At 62.5% G+C, this 13,659-nt stretch carries 14 protein-coding genes; 3 read left to right on the top strand and 11 right to left on the bottom strand.

Going from position 1 to position 13,659, the window contains the following annotated elements:
- Nucleotides 1–26: 26 nt before the first annotated feature.
- Nucleotides 27–1,067, bottom strand: a complete 1,041-nt coding sequence (locus MESOP_RS14250) for an ABC transporter substrate-binding protein (protein ID WP_013894013.1) — start codon at nt 1,065–1,067, stop codon at nt 27–29.
- Nucleotides 1,068–1,264: 197 nt separating this feature from the next.
- Here MESOP_RS14250 and MESOP_RS14245 point away from each other — a divergent pair, with 197 nt between their 5' ends.
- A complete protein-coding gene (locus MESOP_RS14245; protein WP_013894012.1) occupies nt 1,265–2,263 on the top strand; it encodes a LacI family DNA-binding transcriptional regulator in 999 nt (332 codons plus the stop codon).
- A 174-nt stretch (nt 2,264–2,437) separates the two neighbouring features.
- On the opposite strand, the gene MESOP_RS14240 is transcribed toward MESOP_RS14245, so the two are convergent.
- From MESOP_RS14240 to MESOP_RS14210, 7 genes are all read right to left on the bottom strand, one after another.
- Complete coding sequence (locus MESOP_RS14240; RefSeq protein WP_013894011.1) at nt 2,438–3,301, bottom strand: aldose 1-epimerase; 864 nt, start codon at nt 3,299–3,301, stop codon at nt 2,438–2,440.
- A 3-nt stretch (nt 3,302–3,304) separates the two neighbouring features.
- On the bottom strand, nt 3,305–4,060 hold the full coding sequence (locus MESOP_RS14235; protein WP_013894010.1) for an SDR family oxidoreductase: 756 nt from the start codon (nt 4,058–4,060) through the stop codon (nt 3,305–3,307).
- Between the two features lie 12 nt (nt 4,061–4,072).
- Complete coding sequence (locus tag MESOP_RS14230; protein WP_013894009.1) at nt 4,073–4,804, bottom strand: ATP-binding cassette domain-containing protein; 732 nt, start codon at nt 4,802–4,804, stop codon at nt 4,073–4,075.
- Nucleotides 4,805–4,807: 3 nt separating this feature from the next.
- On the bottom strand, nt 4,808–5,785 hold the full coding sequence (locus MESOP_RS14225; protein ID WP_041164676.1) for an ABC transporter permease: 978 nt from the start codon (nt 5,783–5,785) through the stop codon (nt 4,808–4,810).
- 87 nt (nt 5,786–5,872) lie between these two features.
- Entirely contained in the window at nt 5,873–6,850 is a 978-nt protein-coding gene (locus MESOP_RS14220) for a sugar ABC transporter substrate-binding protein (protein WP_013894007.1), read from the bottom strand.
- 23 nt (nt 6,851–6,873) lie between these two features.
- Nucleotides 6,874–8,076: a mandelate racemase/muconate lactonizing enzyme family protein gene (locus MESOP_RS14215; RefSeq protein WP_041164126.1), complete on the bottom strand. Its 1,203-nt coding sequence runs from the start codon at nt 8,074–8,076 to the stop codon at nt 6,874–6,876.
- Between the two features lies 1 nt (nt 8,077).
- Entirely contained in the window at nt 8,078–8,797 is a 720-nt protein-coding gene (locus MESOP_RS14210; protein ID WP_013894005.1) for a FadR/GntR family transcriptional regulator, read from the bottom strand.
- A gap of 107 nt (nt 8,798–8,904) precedes the next feature.
- Between MESOP_RS14210 and MESOP_RS14205 the strand changes: the two genes are divergently transcribed.
- Nucleotides 8,905–9,804: an SMP-30/gluconolactonase/LRE family protein gene (locus MESOP_RS14205; RefSeq protein ID WP_013894004.1), complete on the top strand. Its 900-nt coding sequence runs from the start codon at nt 8,905–8,907 to the stop codon at nt 9,802–9,804.
- Nucleotides 9,805–10,208: 404 nt separating this feature from the next.
- Here MESOP_RS14205 and MESOP_RS14200 read toward each other — a convergent pair whose 3' ends face one another.
- Nucleotides 10,209–10,826 carry a DedA family protein gene (locus MESOP_RS14200; RefSeq protein ID WP_013894003.1) on the bottom strand — a complete coding sequence of 206 codons (618 nt, stop codon included), beginning with the start codon at nt 10,824–10,826 and terminating at the stop codon, nt 10,209–10,211.
- Complete coding sequence (locus MESOP_RS14195) at nt 10,823–11,422, bottom strand: class I SAM-dependent methyltransferase (protein WP_041164125.1); 600 nt, start codon at nt 11,420–11,422, stop codon at nt 10,823–10,825. The genes MESOP_RS14200 and MESOP_RS14195 overlap by 4 nt, the downstream gene beginning before the upstream one ends.
- 285 nt (nt 11,423–11,707) lie before the next feature.
- Here MESOP_RS14195 and MESOP_RS14190 point away from each other — a divergent pair, with 285 nt between their 5' ends.
- Nucleotides 11,708–12,367 carry a response regulator transcription factor gene (locus tag MESOP_RS14190; RefSeq protein WP_041164124.1) on the top strand — a complete coding sequence of 220 codons (660 nt, stop codon included), beginning with the start codon at nt 11,708–11,710 and terminating at the stop codon, nt 12,365–12,367.
- 174 nt (nt 12,368–12,541) lie between these two features.
- Here MESOP_RS14190 and MESOP_RS14185 read toward each other — a convergent pair whose 3' ends face one another.
- Nucleotides 12,542–13,573, bottom strand: coding sequence for an IS110 family RNA-guided transposase (locus MESOP_RS14185; protein ID WP_013891550.1), 1,032 nt, complete (start codon nt 13,571–13,573; stop codon nt 12,542–12,544).
- Between the last annotated feature and the right edge of the window lie 86 nt (nt 13,574–13,659).

Here is a 13,659-nt window from a genome sequence, read left to right as displayed (position 1 = left end):
GCTTTGGAAGCTGACGAATTCAAGACTCAGCGGTTCATCATTTCATCAAAGGCCTTTTGGGCGACCTCGCCGTTCTTGACCCACCAGCTGGCATTTGAGAACACCGAAGTGCCTGCGTTTTCAGGCGCGGTCGCCAGGGTCTTAAGACGGTCTTTGGGGATAAGGCCGCCCTCATAGCCGGCAGGATTGACCGGTCCATAGGCGATGAAGTCGGTCAGCTTCGCCACGCGGGCGGGCTGTGTCATCGCCGCGATGAGCTTCATGGCCGCTTCCTTTTTCGGCGCCCCCTTCGGCACCGCCAGGCAGTCCGTGCCGATGACGGAACCCTTGAACGTGTAGTCGGCCGCGCCGCCATCGGCTTTCACGGTCTGGGCTCGTCCATTCCAAGTAACCAGCAAATCCGCCTCGCCGTCTTTCAGCAACTGCGCGGACTGCGCTCCCGAGGTCCACCAGACCGAGACATTCGGTTTGATCGCTTCAAGCCGCTTGATGGCGCGATCCAGACCCTCCGGCGTGCTGAGCACGGGATAGACGTCGGCCGGCGCCACGCCGTCGGAGAGCAGCGCGATCTCTATCAGATCCTGCGCATTGGCGCGGAGAGCGCGACGGCCCGGGAACTTGGCGACATCCCAGAACTCCGCCCAGGTCTTCGGCGGGTTCTCGCCATAGGTCTTGGTGTTCCACGACATGACGGTGCCATAAGAGTCGAACGGATAGCAGTAGTCGGACTTTGCGCCGTCCGGCACGGACTTTGGATCGATGATCTTGTAGTCGAGCGGCTCCAGCAGCGACTGTGCGGCCGCCTGCGCGCCTTCCGGCGAGCCCAGGTGGATGATGTCTGTCGAGACCGCGCCCGAGGTGACCTGCATCTTGAGAGCTGCCAGGCCGTCGCTCTGCGTCTCCTCGCGGACATCATAGCCAAGCTCTTTTGCAGCGGGGGCCCACATGGCCTCCTTTATAGCGTTGCCATAATCACCGCCTGCGGTCGTGATGGTGACCGTCTGGGCCGAAACGGGCAAGGCAACGGTGACCGCGATTGCGGCCAAGGAAATGCGCAGCCAAGACATAGGTTCTCCTCCCTAGGACTCATCGAAACGTCGCTCAAATGAGCTATTTTTGTTGATCGTAACGTTACGATTGCATCCAAAGACAATGGAGTCAAGTTGCTTTAGCAAGAGCTTGGATTGACCGTGAGTTGGAATCCGGTAACGTTGCGACGCTCTGCAAAATCAGCCGGCGCTTTCGCAAATGAATTCAGGCGACAATGTCCAATCTAAAACAGATCGCGGCGGAACTTTCCCTTTCAGTGACCACGGTATCGCGGGCTCTCAAGGACGGGCCGGAAGTGCATCCCTCGACCACGGCGCGCGTCAAGGAGGTGGCGAAGCGGGTCGGCTATGTCCCGAACCATCATGGTCGCGCGCTGAAAACCGGACGAACCCTGACCTTGACGGCAGTGCTACCGATGGAAACGCGCGACTACCTTTCCGATCTGGCGAAGCTCCCTCTGGTCGAGGGCATGACGCTGGCCGCGAGGAGAGCGGGTTATAGTCTATCCATCTATTCCACCACGCCCGACGATGACCCGGTCGAAAGCGTGCAGCGCCTGCTTCAGGCGCATAGCGCGGACGGCCTCATCATCACACGCCTGGTGTCGGGTGATCCGCGCGTCAAGCTGCTGCTGGATGAACGCATCCCATTCGTCGCGTTTGGAAGAACCGACCTGGATACCGCGTATCCTTATGTCGATATCGACAATGAACAGATTGCCTACGAGGCAACCCGACGGCTCATGGACAAGGGCTGCCAACGTATTGCGCTGCAGCTCCTCGTTCCGGAGGATCAGGCGAGCACCATGCGTCTCGCCGGTTATGGAAGGGCGATGGCAGAGGCCGGTATTCCGATAGACCAGTCGCTGATCGGGCACGGCATGTTCACGGTGGAATCGAGCGCAGCCTGGTTCGATCGCCTGCTGGCGTCGTCAGATCCGCCGAGAGGCTTGGCATGCGCCAACGAACTGGGCCTTTTAGGGGCGTTACACGCTGTTGGCAGAAGAGGCTTTGTGCCAGGCAGCGACATCCACATTGTCACTCGGGACAGCACGCGACTGGCACGCTTCCTGCCGGCGAAGATCGGCGTTCATTTCGTGGACATAGCGGGGGTCGGACGCAAACTCGTCGAAATCCTGGAGAGCCGGATTGCCAATCCGCTTGGACCGGTCGCGACAGTCCTATTCAAAGGTGAGTTCGATCCTGGCGAATAGTCGGACCGGAAGAAGTCGGTGACCGCGATGTCCGCTTTCGACCCAACCAATACGCTCTTGGACAGGATTTTTCCCGCCATCCGGCTCAACTCGGACACGCAGCCCGAAGCAGGCATTGTACACGACAGCAGAGATAGGGTCCGTGCTCGATTGATGATTGTGTTTCAGCCAACATCAACCGATATGACTCCAGCCCATCCTAATGTTGGCGCTCATGGTGGCGCCCTCTTCGAGCCGCATCATGCCCCCGCTGTGGTGCGCGTCGACCAGATGCGAAACCGGTTCGAAGCAGAAGTATCCGGCATCCGTCGAAGGCGAATAGAGGATGAAAACATCGAGTAGCGACGAAGCCGTGAGCGAGAGGGTGATACCGTCCTCTGGCTGCATGATCGCGGCGTGACGGTCCCAGCCACCGAATGCGTTATTCACCCAGCTTGGTGGCAGCAAAGAGGGTCGCGAGAAATCCCACTCCGGGTAATCGGCCACAGGCGCTATGCCGACCGGCAGATGACGTTCGTCCTCCAGCCAGACACGTGCCGCCTTCGCCTCAAGCGTCGTTCCAGCTCGGCGTGGGAACCATGGATGAAAGCCGAGGCCATAAGGTAGGCGAATGCCGGCACGATTCTGCACGGTGAGGCTGGCATCCAGCACCCCGTCATGTAGCGCATAGACAACCTGTGCCTCGTATCGGTAGGGGCCGATCCCACCGGCGTCGAGGACCAATTCCGCCTCGGTGGCGCTGCAGCCGGCAATCCGCCACTCCCTCTGAAACCCGTCGCCATGGATCGGAAAGGCCTCTCCCGGCACATTCGGCTCGACGGCATGGAAACGGCCGTCGCACTCGAAGCCGCCGCCTGAAATGCGGTTCGACCAGGGAACCAGAAGCTGGCAGCCCGAGGTGCCGGTGCCATCACCGGGCCTAAGCAACGGCACCGGCACATCGCCGACCAGCGCGTCGAAGCGCGCAATGGCGGCACCCTTCTCTGGCGCCAGCACAAGACGCGCGCGGCCGTCGCGCAGCTCCAGCAGGCCGGCCATCCCTTACCAGCCGCCGTCGATGGCGATGTTCTGCCCGCTGATCATGTCCGAGGCGGGAGATGCGAGGAACAGTACGAGATCGGCAACGTGATGCGGCTCGATGCGCGTCTTGAGACCCTGGTTCTCCAGGATCCAGTCGTTGTATTGCGCCAGCCGGTCGCCGAACACCCGCGCCTCGGCCTCCGAAACCACGGCGCCCGGCGATACGGCATTGACCCTGACGCCATGCGGCCCGAGCTCCCGCGCCAGTGATTTGGTGAGGCCGAGCATTGCGCCCTTGGAAGCGACATAGGGCACGTAGCCGTCCCAGCGGCCGTTGAGCGTGATCGAGCAGAAATTGACGATCTTGCCATAGGCCTTCGCCTTCATCCCCGGCGCGCAGGCCCGCGCCAGTGCGAAGGCGGCCGAGGAGTTGACCCGGATCTGGTCCTCATACTCGGTCAGCGAGAATTCTTCGAACGGCCGGTTGATGATAAGGGCGGCGTTGTTGATCAAAACGTCGATGCCGCCTTGCCTCGCCGCGAGCGCCGCCACCATTGCCTCCGCCTCCGCAAGCCGGTTGAGGTCGCAGCCGACAAAAGTGATGTCGCCGTCTGCCTCAGCTGTCAGCGCCGAAGCAATTCCTGCCCCATCCTCACTGTCGGGGCGGTCGAGCACCAGCACGCGCGCGCCGGCCCGCGCCAGCGTCACCGCCTGGGCCCGGCCGAGTGAGCCAAGGCCCCCGGTCAGGAGCACGACCCGATCGGCAAGGACTGTCATTGCCGCCACCTTTTACAGAACGCTGTGGACTTCATCGATCGACGTCTCCGCGACCCGCTTGTCCAGCACGATTTCGCCGCGCGCCATCGCCACGACGCGGTCGCAGCATTCGAAGACGTGATGCATGTTGTGGCTGATGAAGACGCCGGTGATGCCCTGCTCTTTCAGGCCACGCACGAAGCCGATCACCTTCCTCGTCTCCTTGACCGAGAGATGGTTGGTCGGCTCGTCGAGGATCATCACCTTCGACTTGAAATGCATCGCCCGGGCGATGGCGACGCCCTGCCGCTGGCCGCCCGAAAGCTCGCCGACAAGAGCATCCGGCGAACGCAGGTGCAGGTCGACATTGGCAATTGCTCTGATGCTTTCGCTGGCCATCTTCTTCTGATCGAGCAAGCCGACCCCGAGGACCGAAAACCGGGTCGGCTCGCGGCCAATGAACAGGTTCCTGGCGATCGACATGGTCGGCACCATGGAATTGTACTGGTAGATCGTCTCGATGCCCAGATCCATCGCGTCGCGAGGCTTGGCGATGCGGACTGTCCTGCCCTCGACTTTGATCTCGCCCTTGTCCGCCGTGTGGACGCCGGAGAGGATATTGATGAGTGTCGATTTGCCGGCGCCATTGTCGCCGACCAGTCCAAGCGCCTCGCCGCGGGTGAAGTCGAGTGTCACCCCCTTCAGCGCATGGACGCCGGAATACCATTTGTGAAGGTTGTGGACGGAGATGATCGCGTCGGCCATCGCTCAAGCCTCCATCTTGATGGCCTTGGCGCGCTTGCGCATCCAGGCATTGGCGACGACGGCGAATATGGTCAGGAAGCCGATGGCGAACTTGAACCAATTGGCGTCGACATGGCTGAGCACGAGGCCGTTGTCGATGACGCGGATAAGCGTCGTGCCGATGATGCCGCCCACGACGGTGCCGATTCCGCCAGCGAGCGAAGCGCCGCCGATAACGGCGGAGGCCACCGCCTGCAATTCCATGCCCTCGCCGATCGAAGGCAAGGGCGAGCCGAGCCGCAGCACCTGCAGCATGCCGGCGAAGCCGGAGAGCATCGAACAGAGCATGAAGCAGATGATCTTTACCCTGGCGGTCGGGATGCCCATCGCGGCGGCGGCCGGCGGGAAGCCCCCGGTGGCCTTGATCCAGTTGCCGAAATTCGTGCGCGAAAGCATCAGCGAGGTCAGCACCGCAATGCCGGCAAACCACAGGAAGGACATGCGGAACATGTTGCCGGGGCCGACGAAGGAGGTGAACAGCCAGTTCGGCAGATCGGCCGGGAGCAGCGGCGGAAAGCCGCCCGAGACGACGACGGTGAGCGAGCGCGCCATGAACAGCATGCCGAGTGTGGTGATGAAGCTCGGTATGGCGAAGCGGATGGTGATGTAGCCATTGACGAAGCCGATGGCCGCGGCGACAAGCAGTCCGGCGAGCAGCGCCAGCGGGAACGGGGCGCCATGCACCATCAGCACCGCCATCGTCATCGGCATCAGCGCGAACACCGAGCCGACGGAGAGGTCGAACTCGCCGCTGATCATCAGGATGGTGACGCCGATGGCAACAAGCCCCGCCTCCGGCAGGATGCCGAGAATGCCGCGCAGGTTGTCCTGGTTGAGGAACACGCCATGCGAGCGGATCTGGAACACGACGATCAGCAGCAAGAGCAGGATCAGACCGGCCAGCTCCGGCTTCTCGAGATAGGTCTTGAACAGACGCTTCACGTCAGGCTCCAGGAATTCGAACTTCTGTTGATGCATCGGCGGCGCGCGGGCGCCGCCGATGGAAAGTCGCTCATTGGCACCGCGCAGTCAGCGCATCCCCTGGGCCGAGAGCGCCATGATCGCATCAGCCGCGTTGGGCCGCACAATGCCCTGGCCGGTGTCGATATCGGAAGGCGCCAGGCCGATCTTCTTGTTGAGATAGGCCTCCATCACCGGCATGAAGCCTTGCATGTAGGGCTGCTGGTCGACCAGTGCCTGCACGTAGCCCTTCTGCATCTGCTGCAGCACTTCCGGCACCAGGTCGAAGCCACCGAGCAGGACTTTGCCTGGTGCTACGCCGCGATCGGCCAGCACACGGGCGACGCCGGCGCACCAGAACCCGGTGTCGAAATAGGCGGTGGTGTCGGGATGGGCGTTGAGATAGGCGCCGACGCGGTCGGAGGTGATGGCAAGGTCGGTGCCGCTGTCGATGCGCTCCCACGACACGTCACGGTCGGCATGCGCGGCCTTGTATTCTTCGAGAAACTGCATCACGCCGGCACCGCGGCTCTCGGACCAGTTCTGGCCGGGCGCCGAGATGCCGACCAGCACCTTGATCGGTCCGTCCTTCGGGAAGCTTTCCGAAATGGCCTTGGCGAGCGAATAGCCCGCCGGCTTGAAGCCCTGCCCGACGAAAGCCTGCCGCGCGTTGCCCTTGGCGCCTTCCGTGTCGTCGACATTGACGGCGATCACCAGCACGCCGGCATCGCGCGCCTCCTTGATGACGTCATCGAAGGCATGGTCGTCGACGATCGAGGTCAGCAGCGCGTCGGGCTTGGCGGCAAGGGCTGCGCGCATGTTGGCGACCTGCTGTTCGATCGAGCCCTCGGTCTGGGTGAAGACCATGTTGCAATTGGCCTCGACCTTGGCGCAGCCGTCGTCAAAGCCTTTCTTCACCGCCTGCCAGAAGGTGTTCGATGCCGATGAATGGTGCGTGAAAACGATGTTCAGCCCCTCGGCACGCGCGGCGGTCTGGGCGCCGAAAAGAGCGACGCCAAGCAGAAGTGTTGCAGTCAGTTTTTTCATTTCAATTCCTCCCTTTGGATTTTCTAGATGTCGGTCTTGTTCGAGACGCGGCGCTGGACGGTGTAGACCTTGCCAAGGTCAGGGTTGAGCGCCAGCCCCAGGCCCGGTCCCGGCGGTATGGTGATCATGCCGTTCTTCACTTCAGGCAGCGCCGTCACGAGGTCTCGGTACCAGGTACGGTAGAAGGCGCGCACGCTCTCCTGGACCAGCGCGTTGGGCGCATTGAGCGACAGATGCGTCGAGGCGGCGAGCACAACCGGACCGGTGCAGTCATGCGGCGCGATGGGCAGTCGCCAGGCCTCCGCCATCGCGGCGATCTTGCGCGCCTCCGACAAGCCGCCGCACCAGGAGATGTCGAGCATGACGATGCCGGCAGCCCCGGTTTCGAGCAGGTCGCGGAACGCCCAGCGGCTGCCCAGCGTCTCGGAGGCCGAGATCGGCGCCGGGCTGACCGCCTCATAGCGTTTCAGGTCGCCGAGGCTGTCCATGCGGATCGGGTCCTCGTGCCAGAAGGTGGCATAAGGCTTCAGCGCGCGGGCGATCTTCATGGCCGGCAGCAGCTGCCACATGGAATGGAACTCGACCATGATGTCCATCTTGTCGCCAACGGCGCGGCGGATCTTCTCGAATGGCTGCAGCGCGGATTTCAAATCTGCCGCCGAAATGTCGTTGCCACGCGTCTTTTCGGCGGCGTGATCGAACGGCCAGATCTTCATGGCCGTGATGCCGTCCTCGAGCAGTTCCTCGGCCAGCTCGCCGGCGCGGTTGAGGAAGCCGTTGAGATCGTCGTAGTCGCGCCCGGCGCCGATGCCGTAATTGGCGGTCGTCTGGCCCTTGGCGTCCTTGATGTATTCGGTGCCGGCACACGTGTTGTAGGTGCGGATGGAGCGCCGGCTGAAGCCGCCCAGAAGCTGCGCAATCGGCTGGCCGGTGACCTTGCCGAAAATGTCCCACAGGGCGATGTCGAAGGCCGAATTGCCGCGCACCTCGGCGCCGCTGGAGCGGAACCCGAGATAACCAACCAGGTCGGCGGACAAAAGGTCGATTTCTAGAGGATCGCGGCCGATCACCCGGGGCGCGACATATTCGTGCAGATACGCCTCGACAGTGCGCGACAGGAAGAAGGTCTCGCCGAGCCCGGTGATGCCCTCGTCGGTATGGACCTCGACCCAGAGAAGGTTGGGCCGCTCCTCGATGCGAATGGTCTCGATCGCGGTGATCTTCATGTCAGGCGATTCCCGCATCGAGGAGCGCCTTGACGCTCTTGTCGAAATGTTGCGCCATGTGCTCGGCGGCGAGGCGCGGATCGCCCTTGAGGATCGCCTCGGCTATGTCCTCGTGCCCCTTGATCATTTTGAGCTGGTCTTCGCTGGAAGAGCGTGTTCGCCAGCCGATCACCCAGGTGCGGCGCGTCACCCCGCTGAAGGCGGTGACGATCAGCGAGAAGACCGGGTTGTGCGAAGCCGCCGCGATCGCCTCGTGAAAGGCAATGTCGTGCTCCATGACGATCACGGGGTCCTGGAAATTCTCTCGCATCAATCTGGCGGATTGCGCGATTGCGGCGGCTTCCGCCTCGGTGCGGCGGAGCGCCGCGAGCGCCACCGTGCGCATCTCGATCGTGCGCCTGACATCATAGACCTGATGGACGCTGATCTGCTGCGTGGTGATGCCGTGCTCGATCACCATCGACATGGCGCCGGTATCGAGCTTGGCCACGGTGGCGCGGCGCCCGGCGCTCATGTCGATCAGGCGCATTGCCGAAAGCGATCGGAACGCTTCGCGCACGACGGTTCGCGAGACATTGAGCTGGCGTGTCATGGCCGCTTCGCTCGGCAGCGGATCGCCCGCCGCAAGGCCCGCGGTGCGGATGTGCTGAGTGATCGCCTGGATCGCCGTGATCACTAGGCCGGGATTCGGTTCACCCGTCGTTTCCGTCGGAGCCTGCATGTTGTCCCCTCGAAACCTGTATGACAGGTTATTATTTAATTGTTGTTAGTTCATGGGAAAGATATGTGTCAAGTGCGTTTCTGGATGCGCTCGCCTGGAGGAACCGCATGCACGACATGAATGCTGGCCTGCTCTTCGATGCGCGCGACGTCGTCGGCGAGAGCCTGGTCTGGGACGACCGCCGCAACCGGCTGGTCTGGATCGACATTATCGGCCGCAGGATCCACCGGCTGGATCCGCTGACCCTGGCTCACGAGTCTTGGGAGACGCACGATCTGGTCACCTCGATCGGCCTGCGCGCCGATGGAGGCGCAATTGTCGGCCTCAGGAACGAGATTGCCTTGTGGGATTTCGGCGGGACGTTCCGAACGATTGCGACCATCGAGCCGGACAGGCCCGACATCCGGCTGAACGAGGGCGTCGTCGCGCCCGATGGCTCGTTCTGGATCGGCACGATGGCCAACAACATCGGACCCGATGATGCTCCCGTCGCCATCACGCAGGAGGCCGGACAGCTTTTTCGGGTTGCTCCGGATGGCGTCGTAACGCGCCTGTCCGACGACCGGTTCGGCATCACCAACACCATGGCATGGACACCGGACGGTCGCTTCATCACCGCCGACACAATGAAGAACGAACTCTACAGCTATGCCTGGGACAGCGGCTCTTCGCGGCTCACCAATCGGCGACTGCTTTTCGGCGACTTCCAGCGCGGTTTGCCGGACGGCTCCTGCATGGATGCCGAAGGTCACATCTGGAACTGCCGGGTCGCGGGCGGCAGCTGCATTGCCCGCATCGCGCCGGACGGCCGACTGGATCGGATTGTCGAACTGCCCTGCTCTTGGCCAACGAGCTGCACCTTCGGCGGTGCCGATCTCGATATTCTGTTCATCACCTCGGCGCGCTTTACCATGACCGCCGAGGATCTTGAATCGCGCCGGCATGAGGGCGGCCTCTTTGCACTCCGGCCCGGGGAGCGAGGCCAATCGATCAACCGTTTCGGTTAGAGCCTCTGCAGTGCGGCCGCGATTTGCCTTGGCGCAAGCCGTGTCTGCGTGGGGACCGAACCGGATAGCTGGAATAAACGACATGCGGCGCATTGCTGCCATTCGGTAGAACATGCGGTCAACGAGCGGCTGGGTCAGCTTCTTGAATCAATTTAGGCGAACCGCTTCGTAAGCCGTTGACGAATAACGATTATGCTATTCGCTGAGGGTCAACGTTTCCTTGGAAATCAGCATGTTAGCGGATGGTTCGCCGTTTCCTTCGTATTCTCTCTATGGCCTTGCTCGGTCATGGCGATGAAGAACTGCAGCTGACGGATGGTGAAGGCCATGGCCGGACCAAACACCGGCGCGGAAGCGAAGGAAAGCCGACGGCAGAGCTTATCCCATGACCGGAGAGCTGGCGCTCAGCCGAGCACCTGCCTGATGCGCTGCCGGCATGCGGGGCCATAGCGCAGCGCAAGCATGAAGGCCGTCTCCAGGGCCACGACAATGACAATGATGCGCAGGCCCACCGTGAACGGGTCCTGGCCGCTGCCGCGCAGCAGATAGCCGGTGGTGAGAAAGCCGGCGTTCCAGAGCGTGGCGCCGAGCAGCGTCGCGGCCGCAAAGGGTAAGGCCGGCAGACAGAGCGCGCCGGCTGCGATCGGCAGGTAATTGCGCACCGTCGGGGTGAACTGCGCCAACAGGGAGACCCGGACGTGATTGCGGCGGTAGGCTTGGCCGAGCTTGCGGTAGGTCGCATGGCGCAGGAAGACGTATCTGCCGAAGCGCTCGATCAGCCTGTCGGCACGGTCAGGTCCAATCCGGCGCCCGACCGCATACCAGACAAGGCAGCCGCTGGTGGAGGCAAGCGTCGTCACCAGCAGCAGGATCGCCAGCGTCGAACCATGCGGCGCCGCGGTCATGCCGAGGAACAGCAGCAGCACGTGCGAGGGCGGGATTGGCAGGAGCTTTTCGGTGAAGGCGAGGCAGAAGACGCCCAACAGACCGAAGCCGAGGATTGCCGCCAGCGCCCCCGTCATGCGAAGCGCCAGTCATAGATGCTGAGCGTCTTGATCCTGGCGATGCGATAGACTGTCGCCGGCGGGAAGTTGCGGAAGGTGTGGCCAACCCGCGTGACTTCTAGATCGAGCCGATCGAGCAACGACTGGTCGAACGGACATCGCCGGCCGAGCGTGAACTGATAGAGCGCGCCGCCCGGGCGAAGATTTGCGAAAACCCCTTCGAGAATGGCGAGCGTCTTGCGCGGCGAGATCAGGCGGAAGGGCAACCCGCTGACGGCGGCGCCGACCGCCGGCCCCTGGAATAGCGACAGATGGCGCAGACCGACGGCATCCATTTCGAAGACCCGGGCGGCGGGAAAGCGCCGCTTGAGCAATGCGGCAAAATCCGAATCGGACTCGATCAGCGTCAAATCCTCTTCCCTCACCCCGCGCGCCAGCAGCGCCCGGGTGAACGGGCCGGTTCCCGGACCAAGCTCCAGCACGGGGCCGGTGTCGGGACCGATATCGCGCGTCATCAATGCCGCCAGGCTGGAACTGGACGGTGTGACGGAGCCTATCCTGAACGGCGCCACCATCCACGCCATGAGAAAAGACAGAGCATCATTTGCAGACATAGCTAACCTCAATCCGGACAGCAGCGCGACAATCAGTTTGGTGCGGCCATTTGATTTCGTTTCAGCGTCGGACCCGAACCTGTTGCGCAGTCGGGTCCGACGCCTTGATGCCGGCATGGGCGGTTCCTGCCGACTGGCGCTGTTTGGCGCGACTGGATTGCATGGGCATTGCGCAATATCGCGGATGCAAAGAAAACTCTTGCCGGGTTCGATCATTCGGCTTTGCCATGTTTGCGCAATGTTGGCGCGGTAGCGCCATGGCTATGTCGTTATCAAGGATGGTGCATGCGTATCTTGATGGTCGAAGACGAACCCGAGATGGTCTCGGCGCTGCGCGCCGCGCTTGAGCGTCACGACATGGTGGTCGATCACGCCGGCACATTGCTGGAGGCGGAGGGCTTCGTTGCCGCCGACAGCTACGACGCCATCCTGCTCGACCGCCAATTGCCGGCTGGCGACGGGCTGTCGCTGGTGCCCAGACTGCGCGCAGCAAAGAACACCACGCCCGTGCTGGTGCTGACGGCAAAGGGCGACACGTCGGACAAGGTCGACGGGCTGAACATGGGCGCGGACGACTATCTGGCAAAGCCTTTCGCCTTCGAGGAATTGCTGGCTCGGTTGCGCGCGCTGCTCAGGCGTCCGGTACCGATGCAGTCGCAATTCATCCGCACCGGCCATCTGGTGCTCGATGTCGGGCAGCGCGAGGTGTCGATCCGTGGCGAGCCGCTCAGCCTTCCGCGCCGCGAACTCCTGGTGCTGGAAACCCTGATGCGGCGCACCGGCCGCATGGTGCAGCGCGAGGCGCTGATGGAAGCGGTGTCGTCTAATCGCTCGACCGTCAAGGGGGTGAGTGCAAGGCCGTCGTCCTTTCTGTCGATTCTCGTTCGTCCGAATGCCGGGTACAGGGTCGTCTACGCGGTCGACGCGATGATCGCCGCAGGATGAGTTTCGCAGGTGAGATCTTCCTATGTTCGTTGCGCAATCTGCTTACCGAGGCAGTTGCTTCCCGCTTCGCGGAATGATCTCAGCCACGTCCCGGCAGGGACAGCTTGATGCGTCTGTAAGAACGCTGTTGGTGGAATGGTATGGCGGAATCGTCGCAGGCGAGCGACCGAGGTATCAGACAGCGGCTTGCGTTCCTCCGTGCGGATCAAACAGCTCGCCCGTCCGAAGCATCGCATGCATGATCACCGCCAGCTTGCGCGCCAACGCTACGGCCGCTCGCTTGAAGCCGATCCGATCTTTCAGCTCCAACGCCCAGGTTCGCAGGCTGCTGGTATCCGTCGACCGGTTCAGGATAACCGCGGCCGCCTCATATAGCAGTCCGCGCAACTGATTGTCGCCACGGCGCGAGATATGACCATCATTATCGACCTCGCCGGACTGGTAGCGCCTCGGGGTCAGGCCTACCCATGCGCCCACGGCGCGCGAGTTCCTGAAGTTGGCCGGATCCTCCACCGCTGCGGCAAAGGCAGTGGCTGTGACGGTGCCTACACCGGGCACTGACATGAGCAGACGGCAGTGCTGGTCCTCACGCGCCGTCGCGGCCAGCTGCTTGCTCAGCTCTGCGATTTGGTATCGGATACCACTCCATGCCTGAAGCATTGGCACAACAATGCGCGCCAGCTTTTCTTCACCCTGCAGAAGGTCGCGAACGTTGCGTTCGAACACGCTTCCGGCGCCCTTGGGCACGACAAGGCCGAACGTCTTCATCAACCCACGGATTTGATTGGATATCTGCAAACGCATCTTAAGAAGTTGGCGCCGTGCGGTGATCAGCGTGCGGATCAGCATGCTGTCGAAACCTTTGACCCGGACCTCTCGGTAGAAGCCGACCTCGGCCAGATGTGCCAGGCCATCGGCATCGTTCGCATCGGTCTTGTTCGCGGCCATGTCGAGCGCGGCTTTGGCATGCCGCGCGTCGATGCAGATCACCGGCAGGCCCTCTGCCGTCAACGCATGGTAGAACCACACCGACAGCGGCCCCGTTTCGAACACGACCCGCCGGACATGCGGTGCGCGCTTGCGGATCACCGCCGCAAGCAGTTGCGGATCGGACGCGCACTTGCCCCGCCAAATCCTCTTACCGTTCTGCCGGATCGATATTGCCGTCTCTTTCATGGATACGTCGAGACCGATATAGTGTTCCATGGCTGTCCTCCGTTCGGTGGCTGGGCCCGGTGTCGATCGAGAGCCCGTTCTTCATCCTATCGGAGGACAGCCAGCCGGCCAGATGT

The sequence above is a fragment of the Mesorhizobium opportunistum WSM2075 genome, from assembly GCF_000176035.2.
GTDB lineage: Bacteria > Pseudomonadota > Alphaproteobacteria > Rhizobiales > Rhizobiaceae > Mesorhizobium > Mesorhizobium opportunistum.
The sequence above is the reverse complement of the archived record's forward strand: the minus strand, read 5'-3'. Positions and strand labels throughout refer to the sequence as shown.

Coding starts and splice junctions, on each gene's coding strand:
- MESOP_RS14250 (WP_013894013.1), bottom strand. CDS start 1,067: ATGTCTTGGCTGCGCATTTCCTTGGCCGCAATCGCGGTCACCGTTGCC.
- MESOP_RS14245 (WP_013894012.1), top strand. CDS start 1,265: ATGTCCAATCTAAAACAGATCGCGGCGGAACTTTCCCTTTCAGTGACC.
- MESOP_RS14240 (WP_013894011.1), bottom strand. CDS start 3,301: ATGGCCGGCCTGCTGGAGCTGCGCGACGGCCGCGCGCGTCTTGTGCTG.
- MESOP_RS14235 (WP_013894010.1), bottom strand. CDS start 4,060: ATGACAGTCCTTGCCGATCGGGTCGTGCTCCTGACCGGGGGCCTTGGC.
- MESOP_RS14230 (WP_013894009.1), bottom strand. CDS start 4,804: ATGGCCGACGCGATCATCTCCGTCCACAACCTTCACAAATGGTATTCC.
- MESOP_RS14220 (WP_013894007.1), bottom strand. CDS start 6,850: ATGAAAAAACTGACTGCAACACTTCTGCTTGGCGTCGCTCTTTTCGGC.
- MESOP_RS14215 (WP_041164126.1), bottom strand. CDS start 8,076: ATGAAGATCACCGCGATCGAGACCATTCGCATCGAGGAGCGGCCCAAC.
- MESOP_RS14210 (WP_013894005.1), bottom strand. CDS start 8,797: ATGCAGGCTCCGACGGAAACGACGGGTGAACCGAATCCCGGCCTAGTG.
- MESOP_RS14205 (WP_013894004.1), top strand. CDS start 8,905: ATGCACGACATGAATGCTGGCCTGCTCTTCGATGCGCGCGACGTCGTC.
- MESOP_RS14200 (WP_013894003.1), bottom strand. CDS start 10,826: ATGACGGGGGCGCTGGCGGCAATCCTCGGCTTCGGTCTGTTGGGCGTC.
- MESOP_RS14195 (WP_041164125.1), bottom strand. CDS start 11,422: ATGTCTGCAAATGATGCTCTGTCTTTTCTCATGGCGTGGATGGTGGCG.
- MESOP_RS14190 (WP_041164124.1), top strand. CDS start 11,708: ATGCGTATCTTGATGGTCGAAGACGAACCCGAGATGGTCTCGGCGCTG.
- MESOP_RS14185 (WP_013891550.1), bottom strand. CDS start 13,573: ATGGAACACTATATCGGTCTCGACGTATCCATGAAAGAGACGGCAATA.